The 18,450-nt window shown below is 65.1% G+C and carries 18 protein-coding genes and 1 other RNA gene; 9 read left to right on the forward strand and 10 right to left on the reverse strand.

The window, feature by feature from the left end:
* Positions 1-53 precede the first annotated feature (53 nt).
* Both AC6H34_RS07715 and AC6H34_RS07720 read right to left on the reverse strand, forming a co-directional pair.
* Complete coding sequence (locus AC6H34_RS07715) at positions 54-491, reverse strand: NfeD family protein (RefSeq protein ID WP_448150539.1); 438 nt, start codon at positions 489-491, stop codon at positions 54-56.
* Positions 492-504: 13 nt separating this feature from the next.
* Positions 505-1,488 carry an SPFH domain-containing protein gene (locus tag AC6H34_RS07720; protein WP_448150538.1) on the reverse strand — a complete coding sequence of 328 codons (984 nt, stop codon included), beginning with the start codon at positions 1,486-1,488 and terminating at the stop codon, positions 505-507.
* A gap of 367 nt (positions 1,489-1,855) precedes the next feature.
* On the opposite strand from AC6H34_RS07720, the gene metX reads away from it, so the two are divergent.
* The gene (gene metX / locus AC6H34_RS07725; RefSeq protein WP_448150537.1) at positions 1,856-3,043 is read left to right on the forward strand and encodes a homoserine O-acetyltransferase MetX; all 1,188 of its coding nucleotides are present in this window, start codon (positions 1,856-1,858) and stop codon (positions 3,041-3,043) included.
* Positions 3,044-3,102: 59 nt separating this feature from the next.
* Positions 3,103-3,708: a methionine biosynthesis protein MetW gene (gene metW, locus AC6H34_RS07730; RefSeq protein ID WP_448151395.1), complete on the forward strand. Its 606-nt coding sequence runs from the start codon at positions 3,103-3,105 to the stop codon at positions 3,706-3,708.
* A gap of 42 nt (positions 3,709-3,750) precedes the next feature.
* Here the strand turns inward: metW and AC6H34_RS07735 are convergent, their stop codons facing one another.
* Together AC6H34_RS07735 and AC6H34_RS07740 are read right to left on the reverse strand one after the other, a co-directional pair.
* A complete protein-coding gene (locus tag AC6H34_RS07735) occupies positions 3,751-4,524 on the reverse strand; it encodes a methyltransferase domain-containing protein (protein WP_448150536.1) in 774 nt (257 codons plus the stop codon).
* Positions 4,525-4,658: 134 nt separating this feature from the next.
* Positions 4,659-6,260 (reverse strand): L,D-transpeptidase family protein, encoded by a 1,602-nt coding sequence (locus AC6H34_RS07740; RefSeq protein ID WP_497538407.1) that lies wholly within the window; start codon positions 6,258-6,260, stop codon positions 4,659-4,661.
* Between the two features lie 512 nt (positions 6,261-6,772).
* On the opposite strand from AC6H34_RS07740, the gene AC6H34_RS07745 reads away from it, so the two are divergent.
* From AC6H34_RS07745 to AC6H34_RS07760, 4 genes are all read left to right on the forward strand, one after another.
* Positions 6,773-8,545: an alkaline phosphatase gene (locus AC6H34_RS07745; protein ID WP_497538408.1), complete on the forward strand. Its 1,773-nt coding sequence runs from the start codon at positions 6,773-6,775 to the stop codon at positions 8,543-8,545.
* Between the two features lie 144 nt (positions 8,546-8,689).
* Positions 8,690-9,148 carry a hypothetical protein gene (locus AC6H34_RS07750; RefSeq protein ID WP_448150533.1) on the forward strand — a complete coding sequence of 153 codons (459 nt, stop codon included), beginning with the start codon at positions 8,690-8,692 and terminating at the stop codon, positions 9,146-9,148.
* Between the two features lie 4 nt (positions 9,149-9,152).
* On the forward strand, positions 9,153-9,839 hold the full coding sequence (locus AC6H34_RS07755) for an ABC transporter ATP-binding protein (RefSeq protein WP_497538409.1): 687 nt from the start codon (positions 9,153-9,155) through the stop codon (positions 9,837-9,839).
* Entirely contained in the window at positions 9,836-11,080 is a 1,245-nt protein-coding gene (locus tag AC6H34_RS07760; RefSeq protein WP_497538410.1) for an ABC transporter permease, read from the forward strand. The genes AC6H34_RS07755 and AC6H34_RS07760 overlap by 4 nt, the downstream gene beginning before the upstream one ends.
* Before the next feature lie 33 nt (positions 11,081-11,113).
* Here the strand turns inward: AC6H34_RS07760 and AC6H34_RS07765 are convergent, their stop codons facing one another.
* From AC6H34_RS07765 to AC6H34_RS07780, 4 genes are all read right to left on the reverse strand, one after another.
* Entirely contained in the window at positions 11,114-12,067 is a 954-nt protein-coding gene (locus AC6H34_RS07765) for an acetyl-CoA carboxylase carboxyltransferase subunit alpha (RefSeq protein ID WP_448150530.1), read from the reverse strand.
* A 115-nt stretch (positions 12,068-12,182) separates the two neighbouring features.
* The gene (locus AC6H34_RS07770) at positions 12,183-12,971 is read right to left on the reverse strand and encodes an SDR family NAD(P)-dependent oxidoreductase (RefSeq protein WP_497538411.1); all 789 of its coding nucleotides are present in this window, start codon (positions 12,969-12,971) and stop codon (positions 12,183-12,185) included.
* Positions 12,968-13,456, reverse strand: a complete 489-nt coding sequence (locus tag AC6H34_RS07775) for a tellurite resistance TerB family protein (protein ID WP_448150528.1) — start codon at positions 13,454-13,456, stop codon at positions 12,968-12,970. Before AC6H34_RS07775 ends, AC6H34_RS07770 begins: the two co-directional genes overlap by 4 nt.
* Positions 13,457-13,662: 206 nt before the next feature.
* Entirely contained in the window at positions 13,663-14,742 is a 1,080-nt protein-coding gene (locus AC6H34_RS07780; protein ID WP_497538412.1) for a DUF4167 domain-containing protein, read from the reverse strand.
* A gap of 450 nt (positions 14,743-15,192) precedes the next feature.
* Between AC6H34_RS07780 and ffs the strand changes: the two genes are divergently transcribed.
* From ffs to AC6H34_RS07795, 3 genes are all read left to right on the forward strand, one after another.
* Positions 15,193-15,290, forward strand: an RNA gene (gene ffs, locus AC6H34_RS07785) — signal recognition particle sRNA small type.
* A gap of 48 nt (positions 15,291-15,338) precedes the next feature.
* Positions 15,339-17,123 carry a DNA polymerase III subunit gamma/tau gene (locus tag AC6H34_RS07790; protein ID WP_448150526.1) on the forward strand — a complete coding sequence of 595 codons (1,785 nt, stop codon included), beginning with the start codon at positions 15,339-15,341 and terminating at the stop codon, positions 17,121-17,123.
* Between the two features lie 9 nt (positions 17,124-17,132).
* The gene (locus AC6H34_RS07795; protein WP_448150525.1) at positions 17,133-17,456 is read left to right on the forward strand and encodes a YbaB/EbfC family nucleoid-associated protein; all 324 of its coding nucleotides are present in this window, start codon (positions 17,133-17,135) and stop codon (positions 17,454-17,456) included.
* Positions 17,457-17,500: 44 nt separating this feature from the next.
* Here the strand turns inward: AC6H34_RS07795 and AC6H34_RS07800 are convergent, their stop codons facing one another.
* A complete protein-coding gene (locus tag AC6H34_RS07800) occupies positions 17,501-17,977 on the reverse strand; it encodes a carboxymuconolactone decarboxylase family protein (protein WP_497538413.1) in 477 nt (158 codons plus the stop codon).
* 1 nt (position 17,978) lies between these two features.
* On the reverse strand, positions 17,979-18,407 hold the full coding sequence (locus tag AC6H34_RS07805) for a cupin domain-containing protein (RefSeq protein ID WP_497538414.1): 429 nt from the start codon (positions 18,405-18,407) through the stop codon (positions 17,979-17,981).
* Between the last annotated feature and the right edge of the window lie 43 nt (positions 18,408-18,450).

The following is an 18,450-nucleotide window of genomic DNA, read 5'->3' on the forward strand; positions in this document are numbered from 1 at the left end:
CGCCAGGCCGGCATCCGCTTCATGCGCGGGCAGCCCGACGCGCCGGCCCTGGACTATTCCACTACCAGCCGGCCGCCCTCGACCCGCACCACCCTGATGCGCGCCCCTACCCCCGCATCCGGCCCGTGCAGATGCCAGACCGTATCGCCGATGCGGATGCGCCCTTCCCCGTTCACGATCGGCTCGGTGAGGGTGAAACTCTGGCCGATGAGGGCATCGGCCCGGCGATTGAGGAAGGGCTGCTCCGTGTCCGCGGCATCGACGCGTGCGGAAACGCGACGGCCAATCCAGGCAAAGACGACGCCGAGGACCGCGAATACCAGCAAGGCAACGGGCCAGTCCATCGGAACGAAAAGGTTGAGCAGTCCCGTCGCCGCCGCAGCCAGACCGAGCCAGATCATGAAGGCGCCCGGCAACAGCATCTCCAGCCCGATCAGCACGGCGGCGAGGACGAACCATCCCCAGACCGTGATGGATGTGATCTCGTTCATGGAGTCTCCCCGGCTATTCCCTGCCGACGTTCGGCACACCCGAGCCGCCGCGGCGGGCCGGGGGTACGGCCGCATCGCCGAAGGTGGCCTTGGCGATCTCGCCGATGCCGGCGAGCGAACCGATCAGCGCAGTCGCTTCCATCGGCAGCACCAGCACCTTCTGGTTGGGAGCGCTCGCCATGGACTGCATCGCCTTCACGTATTTGTCGGCGATGAAGTAGTTGAGCGCCGCGACATTGCCCTGCGCGAGCGCCTCGGAGACGACCATGGTCGCGGCAGCTTCCGCCTGGGCGGCGCGCTCGCGTGCCTCGGCATCCCGGAAGGCGGCTTCGCGGCGACCTTCGGCCTCCAGCACCTGCGCCTGCTTCTGGCCCTCGGCCTTGAGGATCTCGGACTGACGCTGACCCTCGGCCTCCAGGATCACCGCGCGCTTCTCGCGCTCGGCCTTCATCTGGCGTGCCATCGAGGCGACGAGATCGGCCGGCGGCACGATGTCCTTGATCTCCACCCGGGTGATCTTGACGCCCCAGCTCGTCGCGGCGGCGTCCACCACGTTGAGGAGGCGCGTATTGATCTCGTCGCGATGGGAGAGGAGCTGGTCGAGGTCCATCGAGCCCATCACGGTACGGATATTGGTCATCAGGAGGTTCATGATGGCCGAGTTGAGATTGGCGACCTCGTAGGCGGCCCTGGCGGCATCGATCACCTGGAAGAAGGCGACGCCATCGACCGCGACGGTCGCGTTGTCCTTGGTGATTATCTCCTGGGTCGGCACGTCCAGCACCTGCTCCATCATGTTCATCCGCACCCCGACGCGGTGGAAGATGGGCGGCACGATGTTGAGGCCGGGCTGGATCGTATAGGCGTAGCGACGAAAACGCTCGACGGTGTAGTTGTAACCCTGCGGCACCGTCTTGACCATCTTCATCAGGAAGAACAGCAGAACGATGGCGGCGGCGATGACGACCGTGGTGGAAGTGACGGCAAAGTCGGACATGGCTGGTTCCCCGGGAACTGCGGCACTCCCTCCTGTCTACCTGCCGCAATGGCGCATGCAAGGCCGGGAATGCACGATTGCAACCCAAGCGTGTGAAAACGCACAGGCGGGATCCTGTGGACCCCGTTTCGCGGGAAAAGCCGCACATGACACGAAGGGATGATCACCGGTCGCCCTCTTCCTTTCCGGCGAAACGCATCGTCTCCGAAATACCGACCAGGTGGACGACACTCCAGCCGCTGCGCGCCGCGAGGCATTGCCATTATGACAACGCGTGTTATTAGGATACGCCGAACGAAACGTTCGGCAAATCGAACGACGCCACGAATGCCTCAACAACGCCGCCGGGAAGGAACGACATCGCCCCATGTCCGAAGGTGAGCAACTTCGCGCCAGCTTTCCGGAAATGGCCCGCAAGCAGGCCGACGAGCCGGATGACAGCTTCATCGTCGATTTCGGCATGAACCGGCCGCTGCGCCTCGACAGCGGCATCGACTTCGCGCCCCTGCGTGTCGCCTACACCACCGCGGGCAAGCTGAATGCCGACCGATCCAATGCCGTGCTCGTCTGCCATGCCCTGACCGGCGACCAGCACGTCGCCAACGTCCATCCGGTGACCGGCCGAGCAGGCTGGTGGGACACCATGGTCGGCCCGGGCAAGCCGATCGACACCGAGCGCTTCTTCGTCATCTGCCCGAATGTCATCGGCAGTTGCATGGGGTCCTCTGGGCCGGCCTCGACCAATCCGGCAACCGGACAGCCCTACGGCCTCGATTTTCCGGTGGTGACCATCGCCGACATGGTGCGCGCGCAGGCCATGCTGCTCGACCATCTGGAGATCCCGAGCCTGTTCTGCGTGCTCGGCGGCTCGATGGGCGGCATGCTCGTGCAGCAATGGGCGGCCTCCTATCCGGACCGTGTGTTCGGCGCGCTCTGCATCGCCAGCGCCCCGCGCCATTCGGCCCAGAACATTGCCTTCCACGAGGTTGGGCGCCAGGCGATCATGGCCGACCCCGACTGGCAGGGCGGCCGCTATATCGAGATCGGCACCCGGCCGAGCAAGGGCCTGGCGGTCGCGCGCATGGCCGCGCACATCACCTATCTTTCAGAGGGGGCATTGCAGCGCAAATTCGGCCGCAACCTGCAGGATCGGGCTGCGCGCACCTTCACCTTCGATGCCGATTTCCAGATCGAAAGCTATCTGCGCTATCAGGGTCTGAGCTTCGTCGACCGGTTCGACGCCAATTCCTATCTGTATGTCACGCGGGCGATGGACTATTTCGACCTCGCCGGCGACCATGGCGGCTCGCTGGCCGCCGCCTTCAAGGGGTCCAGGACGCGTTTCTGTGTGGCATCCTTCACCTCGGACTGGCTGTTCCCCACCAGCGACTCGCGGCAGATCATCCATGCGCTGAACGCCGCCGGGGCCCGCGTCTCCTTCGTCGAGATCGAGACCGACAAAGGCCATGACGCCTTCCTCCTCGACATTCCCGAACTCTTCGACATGGTGCGGGGCTTCGTGGGCGCGGCCGCGCGCGAAAGGGGCGTCGCATGACGAAGTTCCGCCAGCGCGACACCCGCACCATGACGGCCCAGCGCAGCAACGGATCCGGGATGGGGACGCGCCTCGACCTCATCAAGATCCGCGACATGGTCACGCCCGGCGCGCGCGTGCTCGATGTCGGCTGCGGCGACGGCGAACTGCTCGCCCTGCTGGAGGCCACGCGCAACGTCGACGGCCGGGGCATCGAGATCAGCCAGATCGGCGTCAACGCCGCCGTCGGCCGCGGCCTCGCCGTGATCCAGGGTGATGCCGATTCCGACCTCGGCAACTATCCCGACGACAGCTTCGACTATGTGATCCTCTCGCAGACGCTGCAGGCCACCCGCAATCCGCGCCAGGTGGTGGAGGACATGTTGCGCATCGGCCGGCGCGCCATCGTCTCCTTCCCCAATTTCGGCCATTGGCGCATTCGCAGCCAGATCCTGTTCCGCGGCCGCATGCCGGTTACCGAGAACCTGCCTTATAGCTGGTATGACACGCCCAACATCCACTTCTGTTCGATCCGCGATTTCGTCGAACTGGCACGAACCATCGACGTGGTGATCGAGCGGGCTGAGGCGCTGACGGTTTCGGGCCAGCCGGTTCAGGTGCAGGCGCCCTGGTGGTTCTGGAACCTGTTCGGCGAGCAGGCGGTGTTCCTGTTGAGAAGACGGTAGTCGGGAGCGTGGACACGCTGTCCGCGCCTGATGGCCGATCGCTTAGGAGCGGACAGGATGTCCGCGGTCCCGGGCTACGCTCCCCACTCTTCCCGCCGCGCTCGGGATCAGCACGGGTTGGAACTTCGGCGCCGTCGCTCGCCTCGCGCGCACGGTGATAGGCCGGAATACCTGCTTGGAAGCCTCCACGATGTGGACGCCTGCAAAGGGCGACGCGAGGCGGGCCGCGAGCCGCTCATAGGTGGGCGCCGAACGCAGCGCCCAACCGTGGAAGAGCGGCGGCAGATAGAGCGCCTCCGTCCAGTTCACCGGCGAGAACAGCGCGTCGCGCAGCAGGCGCGTCAACTGGGGCCGCGAGAAGGGCCTGCCGTTGCCGAAGGGGGTGGCGTCGGATCGGGCCCACACGCCGCGCCTGTTGGGCGCCACCAGGATCACCGTGCCGCCCGGCGCCAGAACGCGCCAGATTTCGCGCAGCGTATCCAGCGCGGATTCGGCCTCCTCCAGCAAATGGATGGCGAGCACCCGGTCGAGCGAGCCGTCCGCCAGCGGCAGCTCCGTTTCCTCCACCAGCGCCGCGGCTAGGGGGCCATTGTCGGGCCACTCGAGCACGCCCTGGGTCGCGGGATTGAAGGAGACCACCCGTTCGGCCTCGTCGCGGAACATGGTGAGATAGGGGGCGGCGAAGCCGATGCCCGCAAGGCGCTGGCCGGTAAGATCGCTCCACCTTGCCCGGATCTTGGTCGCGATCAGGCGACCGGCAACGACGCCGAGGTTGGAACTGTAGAAGTCGCGCAGATCGACGACATCAAGCGACATGGCAAGCAGGGCTTCCCGAAACGATGTTGTTCACCCGCCTTCCTGGCGGGCAGGCGTGCATCCTGAAACGAAGAAACCCTTCCCCATGCCGGGAAAGGGTTCCTTCTTCAGGATATCGAAAATGGTCTGCGATCTCAATTGGCTGGCGCAGCCGTCCCATCTCCGCCGAAGCTCAGCCAGCGCTTGTAGAAAGGCTGCTCGGCGGGCGGATCGGAAATCGGGGCAGGCAAAGCGGCGACCTGGTTGGCAGGAGGAGCGGCCGAAGCCACCACCGGCTTGCCGGGCGTCACCGTCTGGCGGGCCTGCTTCTTGACGCTCTTGGGCTTGGTTTCGGGCACGGTGCCGGTCTGTACCGGATCGACCATCGCGGTCACGGCCGGCTGAGCGGGCTTGGCCGGCTCGTTGGCGAAACCGAGCCAACGGGCATAGAAGGGCTGATCACCGCCGGCAGGAGCAACGGAAGCCACCTGCGGTCCGGGCGCGGTGATCGCAGCGGGAGCCGCAGCCACGAGCGCGGGCTTGCCCGGCACATCGACCGTAGCCACCGCCGTGGCCTCGACGGGAGGCAGGGCGGCCGCCGGCATCTTGCCGCCCATCAGGCGGGCATAGACGGCTTGCTGGCGCGTCGCGACGGCCTTCGGATCAGCAGGTCCCTTGAGAGGGCGACGAGCCACCGCCGCTTCGGACTGCAGCAGTTCCTCGGCAGCCGAGTAGGTCACCTGCCGAGCGGCGACGGCATCGGCATCGCTGGCGGGAGCGCCGCTGTCGTTGAGCGCGACTTCCGTCACGTCGACCTTCGAATAGGAATAGGGACGATCCTTGCCCGGTACTGCCGTCTGATCGACTGAGCGGGCAACGAACACGGGATTCGAGCCACCATCCTGGTAGATGTAGTTGACGGCCTTCGTGCCCGAAGAGATCAGCGAGGCAATCTTGGCCTCGTCGTTGCGCTTCTTGTCGTAGACGGCCGCCGCAACACTGGCATTGGCCGGCGAAATACCACAGCCCGAGCCACCATCACCGTTGAAGACATAGCGGCCCTTGCAGACATCGGTCCTGACCTGCTGCTTGGTGACCTCGAAATTGTCGGAGCCTTCCTTGAGATTCTGCCAGAATCCGATATTCGGATTCCTGCGGTTCTTGGCCATGTTCTCGGCCGTCATGTGGAAGGGGTAGGACTGAACCTGGAACGAGCCCTGGCCGGCCTGCAGCGCCTCGCGGGCCACCGCATAGATCTCGGCCATCTGCTTGTCGGTCATGGCGAAGCATCCGCGCGAGGAGCACGAACCATGCACCATGATATCGCCGCCGGCGCGTCCGAGCTGGCGATCGAAATTGTTGGGATAGCCGACGTCGAAGGACAGGTAGTATTTCGAGTTCGGATTGAGCTGGCCCATGCCGACCGTATAGAAGCCCTCGGGAACCTGGCGGTCGCCCTCGACCTTCTTGGGACCGAGCTGCCCGGACCAGCGGCAGATCGGATAGGTCTTCAGCAGCGCATAACGTCCGCCCGAAGTCTGCTTCCAGAGTTCGAGTTCGGATTCCTTCTTATACACGCGCACGAGAATGGGCGCGGTGCGCGCCATGCCCTTGGCCTGCATTTCAGCCAGGAGCGATTGCGGCACCGGGCTTGTGGAGCGCAAGCTCGCCCCGTTTTGATTGGAACAAGCCGCGGCCAGCAACATGACCGAAACGGCCATGGCCATCTTGCGCATCAACGTGAAGTGAGCGGTCATGAACCAGCGAACCCGTGAAAAGTCAGTACGTCAGACAAAGGGACATTTACCGTCAATGGGCGCTTGCCGCAAGTCACGGCCCCATCGTGGTTACGCGATAGCGTGAACAGAGTCTTAACACAACAATGCCTGATTCCGGCGCACAACGATAGAGGGTTTGTATCAGCGACTTTGCAGGTATTCCGGCAGATGATCCGACACGACTTCCAGCTCCCGCACCGCTTCCATTACCCTGGGGCATCATCCCTGGCCTCCCCGGGCTGATCGGAGGCTATATTAATTCTTCATGCGACTATCGCTTGCAAGGTTCACGCTGAGCGAGATCTTGCTGCCTCGGCATGTAGACCAAGCAAAAATCCTGGATTTCACCAGGACTTGTCTGGAATGATTACAATCGTGTGTCATGTAACGCGGGCACGCCGGCAGAAGCGCCGGGATCGTCATGGATCTGTCACCCCTGGTGGCTATTTCTCTCTGACACAACTTTTCCTTGTGTTACCGAAAGGATTGCCATGCGCACGCTCCTCGCAGCCCTCGCCGTCACGACCATGCTGGCGGGCCCCTCGCAGGCCACCAGTATCTTCCCGCTCGACCGGGCCACGATCCTCGTCGGCTCCCCCTTTGATTTCAAGGCCGAGTTCGACGGAAACATTAAGCAGGAGGATGTCCGGGTCACCGTGAACGGCCAGGACTACAAGGCCGTCTTCGGCAAGGACATCGAGTTCGTTGCCTCGGAAAAAGGCAAGGAGGACAAGGATCTCGGCTCCGCCGTGCTGCTGCGCGGCCTCACCATCACCGTGCCCGGAAGCTACAAGGTGGAAGTCGCCGCCGGCAGCCAGACTAAGAGCGTGACGTGGGACGTCTACGGCACCGCCGCGGCGCCCAAGGCCAAGAACATCATCTTCCTGCTCGGCGACGGCCTCTCGGTCGCCCATCGCACCGGCGCCCGCCTGCTTTCGAAGGGCATGACCGAGGGCAAGGCCAATGGCCGCCTCAACATGGATGACCTGGACCACATGGCCTTCATCGGCACCTCCGCCACGGACGCCATCGCCACGGACAGCGCCAACACCATGTCGGCCTATATGACGGGCCACAAGACGGCCGTGAACGCGCTCGGCGTCTATGCCGACCGCACGCCCGCCAGCCTGGACGACCCGAAGGTGGAGACGATCGCGGAGGCGCTGCGCCGCGCCTCGAAGAAGTCGATCGGCGTGGTCTCGACCGCCGAGATCGAGGACGCCACCCCGGCCGCCGTGGTCTCCCATACGCGCAAGCGCGCGGACAAGGCCGATATCGCCGGCATGTTCTACGGCGTGAAGCCCGACATCATCCTCGGCGGCGGCTCGGCCTACTTCCTGCCCAAGTCGACCCCGGGTTCCAAACGCAAGGACGACACCGACTATATCCAGCTCTTCAAGGATGCGGGCTATGCCATTGCCACCGACAAGACGGAACTGGCGGCGGCCAACGGCACGAATACCGGCAAGATCCTCGGCCTCTTCCATACCGGGAACATGGATACGGTTCTCGACCGCAACTTCCTCAAGAAGGGTACGGTCTCCAAGTTCCCGAACCAGCCCGGCCTGGAAGACATGGCCAAGGTCGCACTGGATCAGCTCTCCAAGAACCCGGAGGGCTTCTTCCTGATGGTGGAAGGCGCCTCGATCGACAAGATGTCCCACCCGATGGACTGGGACCGCTCGCTCTATGAAACCATCGAGTTCGACAAGGTCGTCGGCCTCGCCCGGGAATTCGCCAAGACGCATCCCGACACGCTGATCATCGCCACGGGCGACCACACCCATGGCGTATCGATCATCGGCACCATCGACGACGACAAGCCCGGCACCGAGATGCGCGAAAAAGTGGGTACCTACGCAGAGGCCGGTTTCCCGAACTACGAGGACAAGGACGGCGACGGCTACCCGGACAAGGTCGACGTATCGAAGCGCCTGGCCGTGTTCGCCTCCAACTACCCCGACTACTACGAGACCTTCCGCCCCAAGATGGATGGCCCGTTCGAGCCGGCGATCCAGAACGAGAAGAAGGAATATGTTGCCAACCCGGCCTACAAGGACATTCCGGGGGCCGTCTTCCGCGAAGGTAACCTGCCCCGCTCGGCCGACACCGCCGTCCATGCCGTCGACGACATCGTGCTGCAGGCCACCGGCCCCGGCGCCGAAGGCTTCAAGGGCTACATGGAAGAAAGCGACGTGTACAAGGTGCTCGTCGACGCCTTCGCCCTCGGCGCCGCCGCGCCCCAGAAGGCACAGATGCAGTAATCGAGGCTGCACCCTGCCCCCCTGGCGAGAAATCGCCACGGGGGATATCGAGGCGTCGGCCGGCAGGCCGAGGCTCCGCGTTTGGTGCGCGCATCCCGTGAGGTGCGCGCCTTTCCGTTGGCCGCGCAAATGAAAGGACGCTCCATGGCGAACCAGGGCCTTCATTCACGCCGCCATGTCCTTCGCCTGATCGGCCTCTCGCCGCTGCTTGCGCTGCGGCCGGCCCTTGCTGCGCCGGCGACGCTCTCCTTCGACGAGCTCTATGGCAAGATCAGCGTGCTGGGCCTGGAATATTCCGACAAGCTCAAGGGTCTCGCCGGCCAGGAGGTCACCATGAGCGGCTTCATGGCGCCTCCGCTCAAGGCCGAGGCGACGTTCTTCGTGCTCACCGAAATCCCGATGTCGATCTGCCCGTTCTGCTCCTCCGACTCGGACTGGCCCGACAACATCGTGGTCATCTATCTCGACGAGAAGCAGACCTTCGTGCAGCCGGGAACCCGCATCGAGGTGACCGGCCGCCTCGAAATGGGGTCGTGGACCGACCCGGAGACCGGGTTTCTCAGCCGCCTGCGCCTGCGCGGGGCACGCTACTGGGTGGCCTGAGCCCATGCTTGGCCTGCAGCTCGAAGATATCGCGATCCACTATCCCGGCCTTCCCGCACCGGTGCTGCGAATCGAGCGGCTCGCCATTCCCGCCGGCGGCCAGGTCGCCATCACGGGCGCTTCCGGCTCCGGCAAGAGCACCTTCGTCAATGTAGTAACCGGACTGGAGCGCGTGTGCAGGGGCCGCGTCCTCTGGGGTGGCACGGATATCGCCGCCCTCTCCGAAGGGGCGCGCGACCGCTGGCGCGGCCGCAATATCGGCCTGGTGATGCAGGACTTCCACCTGTTTCCGGGGCTTTCGGCGCTGGAGAATGTACTGCTGCCGCTTCGGCTGTCGGGCGGCGCTGACCGGGCAAGCCTCGCGCGTGCCCGGGCATTGCTTGCACGCGTCGGCCTGGACAGGCCCCGGCAGGCGATAGAGACCATGTCGCGCGGCGAAATGCAGCGTGTCGCCATCGCCCGGGCACTCCTGCGCAGCCCCGCCATCCTGGTGGCGGACGAGCCGACGGCCAGCCTCGACGCCGAAAGCGGCGCTGACGTCGGCAGTCTCCTGCTCGGACTGGCCCGGGAGTCGGGCAGCACGCTCATCGTCGTCTCCCACGACGCAAGGCTCACGGATCGGCTTGCCCGCCGCCTGACCTTCTCAGCCGGTGGAGTTGTCTCCGACACTCAGGCGAGGACCGCCGCATGACCCGGTTCATTCTCGCCGACCTGCGCCGGATGTGGCCCGGAGCGCTCGCCGTGGTCCTCCTGGTAGCTCTTGCGACGGCTCTTGGCGTCGGCGTCATCCTGCAGGAGCGGGCGATGCGGCTCGGCAGTGCCCGCGCCGCCGACAAGTTCGACCTCGTCATCGGGGCACCCGGCAGCGAGACACAGCTCGTCCTCTCCTCCGTCTTCCTACAGCCCTCGCCCTTGCCGCTATTGCCCGGCGAGGTCTTCAAGAAGCTCGCGGCGGATCCCCGTGTCTCCTTCGTGGCGCCGATCGGCTTCGGCGACTCCTACCGGGGCCGGCAGATCGTGGGCACCACGAGGGTGCTGGTGAACAGCCTTGCCGACGGCTTCGCCGAGGGACGCCTTTTCGAGGCGGAGGGCGAAGCGGTGGCGGGAGCCAGCGCCGGGGTTACGCTCGGGACCCGCATCAAGCCCGCTCACGGCGCGCCGGAAGAAGGAGGGCACACCCACACCGCCCTGGCCTATGAAGTGGTCGGCCGCCTCAAGCCCACCGGCACGGCCTGGGATCGCGCGATTCTGGTGCCGATCCAGGCCGTATGGCATATCCACGGCCTCGGCGAGGAGGACCATGGCCACGGCGCCGCCGGCCACGAGGCCGGCCATGACGAGCACGAGCCCGCGCTCGACCCTGCCGCTCCGATCGTGGAGACCTTTGCCGGCGACATCCCCGGCGCACCGGCACTGCTCGTGAAGCCCAGAACGCTCGCCGACGCCTACAAGCTGCGCCAGGCCTACCGAGGTGAGGGTACGCTCGCCGTCTTCCCGGCCGAGGTGCTCACCCGGCTCTATGCGACACTGGGCGATGCCCGTGCGGTGCTGGTGGCGGTGGCGGCGGGAGCGCAACTCCTCGTCGCCGCGGCGCTGGTGTTCGTGACGGTCATCCACATCGGCCAGCGCCGGCGCCAGATCGGCGCGTTGCGTGCCCTCGGCACGCCGCGCCACACCGTCCTGGCGATCGTCTGGCTGGAACTGTTCGCTCTGCTGGCGATCGGCATCGCCTGCGGGTTTGCTCTCGGCTATGCCGCAGCCCTGACGATCTCGAACCAGATATCGGCCTGGAGCGGCTTTACCCTGCCTGTGGAATTCGAGCGCGGAGATTGGAGTCTTGCAGGGATTCTGCTGGGCTTTGCCGCCGTGCTGGGCCTCGTCCCGGCCTTCATGGCCTACCGGCAGGCGCCGGCGGCAGCATTGAGGGGATAGCTGGGAACGCGGACATCCCGTCAGCTCCCGGTATTACAAGCTCCGGCCGATCATGAGGAACTTGTCCTGCCGGGCCCGGATGATCGCCTCCCGGGGCTGCCCCGAGAGATCCCGCAGCGCATTCTGGATGAAATCGCCCGTCGTCTCGATCGCCTTCTCCGACGCACGATGGGCGCCGCCCGTAGGCTCGGGGATGATGGCATCGATCACACCGAACTTCAGCAGGTCCTGCGCGGTGATCTTCATGTTGTTGGCGGCATCCTGCGATTTGGCGGGATCGCGCCACAAGATGGAGGCCGCGCCTTCCGGCGAGATCACCGAATAGATCGAGTGCTCGAGCATCAGCACGCGGTTGGTCGCGGCGACGGCGATGGCACCGCCCGAACCGCCCTCGCCGATGATCACCGCGACATTGGGCGATCCCAGCGCCAGGCAGGCATCCGTGGACCGCGCGATCGCCTCGGCCTGGCCGCGCTCCTCGGCGTCGATGCCGGGATAGGCACCGGCCGTATCGACGAAGGAGATGACCGGCAGGTCGAAACGATTGGCCAGGTCCATCAGCCGCACCGCCTTGCGGTAGCCCTCGGGCCGGGCCATGCCGAAATTGTGGCGGATGCGGCTTTCGGTGTCCGAGCCCTTCTCATGGCCGAGCACGCAGACCGCTTCGCCGCGGAAACGTCCAAATCCACCGATGATCGCCTCGTCCTCGGCGAATTTCCGGTCACCGGCCAGAGGCGAGAAATCCTCGATCAGCGCCTTGATGTAGTCGGTGGCGTGGGGTCGCTCGGGGTGGCGGGCGACCTGCGCCTTCTGCCATGGCGTCAGCTGGGCGTAGAGGTCGCGCAGAGCCTGGTTGGCCTTGACCTCGAGGCGCTGGATCTCGTCCCCGATCGCAACCGCGTCGCCGGACTCTCCCATTGCTCGCAACTCTTCGACTTTGGCCTCCAATTCGGCCACGGGTTTTTCGAAATCGAGATAGCTGCGCATGGTTGTCCGCTGACGACAAAAAGGAGCCGGAAACTGGCGTCTCGCGGCAGGGAAGTCAAGGAAGGCTTTTGGCAGGCGCCTGTGGCACGTTGACGACGAGGAGGGCAATATCTCCTCATCGCGACCGCCGCTGACGCTGCGCCCGGGCCAGTACGGGCAAGACGATGCGGGTCGGCATCACTGCCAATATCGCGACCATAAGCTTGGGAATGAGTCCCGGCACAACGATGGTGCGACGACCGAAATAGCCGGCGAGGCCGATATGGGCAACATCCTTTGCCGACAAAGGTCTTGTAAGGTCAACTGCGCCGGAGAGGTGGAAGCCGGCACGCGTTCCGAACTTGGTCGGCACCGGACCTGGACAAAGCGCGCAGACCCGGATGCCGCTCTCGCGCTCCTCGAACGCCAGCGCCCGAGTGAGCGACACCACGAACGCCTTGCTGGCATAGTAGACGGCCAGCCCGGGCCCCGGTGTGAAGCCGGCGACGGACGCGACATTGAGCACGCCGCCCCCGTTCTCCCGTATCTGCGGCAGGAAGGCGAGTGTCAGCGCCAGCAAGGCCCGGCAATTGAGGTCGACCATGCCGACTTGCCCGGCGACCGGCAGATCGGCCATATCGCCTGCCAGCCCGAAACCGGCGTTGTTGATGAGATGGCACACGCTGAGATCCTGCCGGCTCAGCGCCTCCCGGATGACCTCGACCGCATCGGCACGTTCGAGATCGAGAGGAAGGATGGCAACGAAACGTCCTGTCGCGGCGCTGATCTCTCCCCGCACGCGCATGAGCTCGCTTTCAGTGCGGGCGACGAGAAGGAGATCCTCGCCTTGCTCGGCGAGCGCCCTCGCGAGTTCCTCGCCAATGCCGCTCGATGCACCGGTGACGAGCGCTATCGGGCGGCTCACTCGCTCGCCTCGGAGAGGGTGACGCCGTTGCGCTCCGCGACCCTGCCACGGATGACATTGCGCGTCTGGACCGGCACCCCCAGCGCCTCCGCGACGCGCCAGACCAGATTGTCCTCGAATTCGTGCAGCACCTGGTCGGCGAATACGATCTCCCACATCATCTCGATGATGCGTTCGCGGCCTTCCACATTGTAGGCGCGCTTCACGATACCGGTGAAATCGTTGAAATCGAGGGCGTTCCGATTCCGCTCGCCGGCGGCTGCGAGGAGGGCCTGCGTCTCTTCGGCGTCGAGCGAAAAACGTTCCTGGATCAGGCTCTCGACACGCTTCTTCTCGGCGGGGCTCTGCACACCGTCCACATTCATGGCATAGACGAGGAGACCGGCAGCGGCCACACGGTGGTCGGTCTCGTCAAAGACGTAGCGAGGCTTCGCCGAACCACCCGGCGCAAACCCGCGTATCAGTCTTTGCAATCGAGCCAGCATCACCGCATTCCGCCATCGATCCCAGGATCCGCCGCTCATCGCGGAGATTTCTATGGACCACGATTTGCAGCACCGGCGCAAGTCATAAGGGACTAAACCGGCCGGCGGCATTCCGGTTCCAGCAATTCCATGGACCGGAACAATAAAAAACCGGCGGCCAGAAGGCAGCCGCCGGTTGGATCGTGCAATGTCGTGTTGTCGGCCTGTTATTCGTCAGCCGGCTCCGTGCTCGCTTCCGCAGTTTCACTTGCCTCAGCTGTACGCTTGGTCGTGCGGCGACGGCGCGTACGCAGGGGAAAGCGAGCCTCGCCCTCCCCTTCTACCGCCGGCGCGGCGGCTTCTGCTGTCGCTGCAACCGGAGCAGCAGCAGGAGCGACGGCCGGCGCGGGCGCTGCCGTCGGGGTCGGAGCGGAGGCCACCACCGGCGCACCCGTGATGAAGGAAGGCAGGGTCGACAACACGTTGTCCTCGCCTACATCCGGCTGGGGCTGATCGACAGGCACGACGGGTGCCGGCTGGAAGGAACGCTCCTGGTAGCTACCACGCTCGCCCTGCTGGCGCTCGCCATAAGGCGCGCTGTCGCTGTTGCGGTCGCGGAACGGGCGCTCGGGACGGTCGCCATAGCGGCGATCGCGACGGTTGTGGCGCGGATTGAAACTGCGCTGCTCGCCGGCGCCCTCGCCCTCGGGTACGAAGCCGTTGGGCGGCGCATCGAAGTTACGTTCCCCGCGATCGCCGAAATTGCGTTCGCGCGGCTGACGGTCTTCCCTCGGAAGGCGCTCGCCGTTGAAGCGGTCGTTGCGATCGCGGAAACGGGGTTCACGCTCGCGATAGGACTGGCCGCCCTCACCGAAGTTGCGTTCGCGCGCCGGCTGAACCAGCCGGGGCTGTTCGTCGAATCCCGAACCATTGCCGCTGCCGACGTGATTCGCCGGTGCACCGAAGCCTTGGGGCATCGAAGGAATCGGTCCTTCGAAATCGGCATCATCGCCCTCTTCCTCGTCGTCGGCGCCCTGGCTGAAGCCCTGCTCGCTGCCATATTGTGGCTGGGCGGCGGCGATGATGCGGAAATAGTGTTCGGCGTGCTGCAGATAGGATTCGGCCAGAATCGGATCGCCGGAAGACTGGGCGTCACGCGCCAGCTGGACATATTTCTCAGCGATGTGAGCTGCCGTTCCGCGCACCTTGACGTCGGGGCCGTTCGACTCGTAGCTCCGGCTAAGCGGATTCGGACCCTTACCGCCGCGCGAACGGCCGCGCATACGCTTTTGCTGTCCCTGCCTCATGGGTTGGTCTCATTCTCCAATATAAATCTGCGCGAACTCGCGACACCATGGCGACTCTATCGTCATGGTCGAAGCATCATCCTTGTTACCGCACGGGTCAGGAAAATCATGATTCCGCCTGCGTCGCGCGCAGCAGCACACATCCGGCAGATCGCCACCTTGGCTCTTGAAACCGGAATGAGCATTTCTACCGTTGGGGCGAACGAGCGCTTCGCTCGATGTTCGACTGAAAGTGCTTCCCGCACTAGAGCCAGCTCGTACTATCGACGCCAGCCCCGAACGATTTGTGTATTTCTAGATAGTCGCTCGCGCGCCAAAGTCCAAGACGTTTTTTTGGACCGCAGCGGTTTTTTTACGGAAAAAACGTCGAAACTCCCGCCGTTCACTCGCCGGTCATGAATCAACGATTGACGTCTTGTCATTCGGACGCCGATGCCTCATATACGCCTCGGGAGGTTGGCGGTGGACGCAACACTCGCCAACCGGGTCAGGTCCGGAAGGAAGCAGCCCCAACGAGACCGCTGCGGGTCTTCGTCCAGCCTCCTACCTCTATCTTTACGGCCGCGTCGCGGGTGCCCCCCTTAGAGGGATAGTTGATGGAAGACGCGAACAACAAGCTGCCCGATACCCAGCCCTATCGCGTCCTCGCCCGCAAATATCGCCCCCAGACCTTCGATGACCTGATTGGGCAGGATGCCATGGTGCGCACCCTGTCGAACGCCTTCGAGACGGGGCGCATCCATCAGGCCTACATGCTCACCGGCGTCCGCGGGGTCGGCAAGACCACCACCGCGCGCATCCTCGCCCGCGGCTTGAACTACGAGCCGCAGGAGGGCGGCGGCAAGCCCACCATCAACATGCCGGCTCTCGGCCGCCACTGCCAGGCGATCATCGACAGCCGCCACATCGACGTGATGGAACTCGACGCCGCCTCGCACAATGGCGTGGAGAATATCCGCGAGATCACGGACAGCGTGCGTTACGCCCCGGTCTCGGCGCGCTTCAAGGTCCTCATCATGGATGAGGTCCATATGGTGACGACCAACGCCTTCAACGCCCTGTTGAAGACGCTGGAGGAACCGCCGCCGCATGTGAAGTTCATCTTCGCCACCACCGAAATCCGCAAGGTGCCGATCACCATCCTCTCGCGCTGCCAGCGCTTTGACCTGCGGCGGGTCGACAGCGGCCTGCTCGCGCGTCATCTCGGGAGTATCTGCGAGAAGGAGAACGTGACCGTCGATGGCGAGGCGCTGGCCATGATCGCCCGCGCGGCCGAGGGTTCTGTCCGCGATTCGCTGTCCCTGCTCGACCAGGCCATCGCGCATGGTGGCGGCGGCATCGACGCCGAGGGCGTGCGCACCATGCTAGGCCTTGCTGATCGCTCGCGCGTGATCGACCTGTTCGAAGCGGTGATGCGGGGCGATGCCGCCGCGGCGCTCGATGAACTGCGCGCGCAGTACGACCAGGGTGCCGATCCCGCCGTAGTCCTCTCGGAACTTGCGGAGTTCACCCATTTCGTCACGCGCGTGAAGATCTCTCCTGCCGCCGCGAAGGACCCCTCCGCCACTGAGGTCGAAAAGGTGCGCGGCAGCGAACTCGCGGGCCGGCTTTCCATGAAGGTGCTCACGCGCCAGTGGCAGATGCTGCTGAAGGGCATTCCGGAGACTCAGACCGCCGCCAAGCCGCTCGCCGCCGCCGACATGGTACTGGCACGGCTGTGCTACGCCGCCGACCTGCCCTCCCCCGAGGAGTTGATCCGCCAGCTTACGGAAAATGGCGGCACCGCCCCGGCGCGCTCCCCGTCCGCCCCCCCCTCCGGCCCGCCCCCGTCGGCGCCGCGTGCGCAGTTGATCACCAGCGTCGCCCAGCCGGCGATCCAATCGCAGCCGATGCGAATTCCCCAGGCCGATACCGCTGCCGCAGCCCTTCCCACCCGCGAACTTGCAAGCTTCGCCGAACTGGTGGCTCTGGCCCAGGAAAAACGGGACCTGCCGCTGAAGCTGGCGCTGGAGCGCTTCGTGCGCCTGGTGGCCTTCGCGGACGGGCGCCTGGACATCGCCCTGGAACAGGGCTCGCCACAAGGCCTGGTCAACGATCTCTCGCGCAAACTGTCCGACTGGACCAACAAGCGCTGGCTGGTGGTGATCTCTTCCGAGCGCGGGGAATCCACCTTGCGCGAGCAGGCCGAGGCCAGGCAGGCCGCGGTGCTCTCTGGCATCCGCGCCCATCCTTTCGTGCGCAACGTGATGGAGCGCTTCCCCGGCGCGGAGATCGTCGACGTCCGCGACAATGGCCCTGTTGCCACGCAATCCCTCCCGCCGGCGCCCGACGACGCGGCGGACCCCGACGATGCCGAGCCTTACTCGGCCGACGACATTTAGGAGACACGCATGAAAGACGTGATGGGCATGATGAAGCAGGTCCAGGCCATGCAGGCCAAGATGCAGGACCTGCAGGCCGAACTCGAGCGCACCGAGGTGGAAGGCGTCGCCGGCGGCGGTCTCGTCAAGGTGCGCCTCACCGCCAAGGGCGAGATGAAGGGCGTCAGCGTGGACGATTCGCTTCTCAAGCCCGAGGAGAAGGAAATCGTCGAGGACCTCATCCTCGCAGCCCACAACGACGCTCGTGCCAAGGGCGACCGCCTCATGCAGGAGAAGATGGGCGCCCTTACCGCCGGCCTGCCCATCCCGCCCGGCATGAAGCTGCCGTTCTGAGTACGCCGACAACCGAGTTGCCGCTTGGCCGCTCAGCGGCCTGTTCATGCAGCTGAATTCTGCTTTTCCTTCTCCTTAACCGTCAGCGGCGTCGCCCGGAAGCTGATGGCAAGGCGGTTGTAGATGTTCATCAGGCCGACGGCGATGGTGAGGTCGGCGAGCTCCTTCTCGCCGAAGACCGCGCGGGCGGCCTGGAACTCGGCGTCGGGCACGGCTGTCTCGGCAACCTTCGTTACCGTCTCGGCCCATCTGAGGGCGGCCTCTTCCTGATTCGAGAACAGGCCGCCCGCCTCGTGCCAGACCGGCGTCAGGGCGATCTTCTCGATGCTCATGCCACCCTTGATCAGGTCGCGCGTGTGCATGTCGATGCAGTAGGCGCAGCCATTGATCAGCGACACGCGCAGGTAGACGAGGTCGATCAGGGCTTTCGGCAGGCCGCTCTGGCCGACATAGCCATAGACGCCCCCTAGGGCCTTCATGCCGGCAGGGGCGGCGGCGTTGTAGTCGAGGCGCTGGGTCATCTCACTTGTCCTTGTCATAGATGGTCAGGGTCTTTTCATCGCCGTCGGCCACGAAAACGGCGAGAAGGGAGGCAGGCCTCGTCCTGCTGGCATTCCCGCTCACCTTGTGGTGCGTCCCGGGATCCTCGTACCAGCTCTCGCCGGCGTGGTAGATCCTGGCAGGCCCGTCATCGACCTGGCTGCGGATCGAACCGGACAGCACATAGGCCCAGACAAAGGCCGACCCGGCATGGGTGTGGGGCGGCGAGGTGCCTCCAGGCTTGTATGAAACCACCACGGCCGTCAGGCTCTTGCCGGGAGTATTCGGAATGGGGCGCTGGAAGGCCGGCGCCACGGCGTCGCCCTTCGTATCATGCGCATCGGCCCCGCTGGCGGCCACCGCAGCCGCCAGCGCGAGAGAGGCGACCTGAAGCCTTGTCTTGAGAGACATCGTCTCATCCTCGATGATTTCGATGGGCGGAGGGTGCATCGCT

It is taken from the genome of Labrys sp. ALF-8, from assembly GCF_059699065.1.

Bases quoted from the DNA above. Each gene is read 5' to 3' on its own strand.
- AC6H34_RS07735 (WP_448150536.1), bottom strand. From the start codon at position 4,524: ATGTCGCTTGATGTCGTCGATCTGCGCGACTTCTACAGTTCCAACCTC.
- AC6H34_RS07765 (WP_448150530.1), bottom strand. From the start codon at position 12,067: ATGCGCAGCTATCTCGATTTCGAAAAACCCGTGGCCGAATTGGAGGCC.
- AC6H34_RS07795 (WP_448150525.1), top strand. From the start codon at position 17,133: ATGAAAGACGTGATGGGCATGATGAAGCAGGTCCAGGCCATGCAGGCC.
- AC6H34_RS07750 (WP_448150533.1), top strand. From the start codon at position 8,690: ATGGCGAACCAGGGCCTTCATTCACGCCGCCATGTCCTTCGCCTGATC.
- metW (WP_448151395.1), top strand. From the start codon at position 3,103: ATGGGGACGCGCCTCGACCTCATCAAGATCCGCGACATGGTCACGCCC.
- AC6H34_RS07720 (WP_448150538.1), bottom strand. From the start codon at position 1,488: ATGTCCGACTTTGCCGTCACTTCCACCACGGTCGTCATCGCCGCCGCC.
- AC6H34_RS07780 (WP_497538412.1), bottom strand. From the start codon at position 14,742: ATGAGGCAGGGACAGCAAAAGCGTATGCGCGGCCGTTCGCGCGGCGGT.
- metX (WP_448150537.1), top strand. From the start codon at position 1,856: ATGTCCGAAGGTGAGCAACTTCGCGCCAGCTTTCCGGAAATGGCCCGC.
- AC6H34_RS07775 (WP_448150528.1), bottom strand. From the start codon at position 13,456: ATGCTGGCTCGATTGCAAAGACTGATACGCGGGTTTGCGCCGGGTGGT.
- AC6H34_RS07760 (WP_497538410.1), top strand. From the start codon at position 9,836: ATGACCCGGTTCATTCTCGCCGACCTGCGCCGGATGTGGCCCGGAGCG.
- AC6H34_RS07740 (WP_497538407.1), bottom strand. From the start codon at position 6,260: ATGACCGCTCACTTCACGTTGATGCGCAAGATGGCCATGGCCGTTTCG.
- AC6H34_RS07755 (WP_497538409.1), top strand. From the start codon at position 9,153: ATGCTTGGCCTGCAGCTCGAAGATATCGCGATCCACTATCCCGGCCTT.
- AC6H34_RS07800 (WP_497538413.1), bottom strand. From the start codon at position 17,977: ATGACCCAGCGCCTCGACTACAACGCCGCCGCCCCTGCCGGCATGAAG.
- AC6H34_RS07715 (WP_448150539.1), bottom strand. From the start codon at position 491: ATGAACGAGATCACATCCATCACGGTCTGGGGATGGTTCGTCCTCGCC.
- AC6H34_RS07745 (WP_497538408.1), top strand. From the start codon at position 6,773: ATGCGCACGCTCCTCGCAGCCCTCGCCGTCACGACCATGCTGGCGGGC.
- AC6H34_RS07805 (WP_497538414.1), bottom strand. From the start codon at position 18,407: ATGTCTCTCAAGACAAGGCTTCAGGTCGCCTCTCTCGCGCTGGCGGCT.
- AC6H34_RS07790 (WP_448150526.1), top strand. From the start codon at position 15,339: ATGGAAGACGCGAACAACAAGCTGCCCGATACCCAGCCCTATCGCGTC.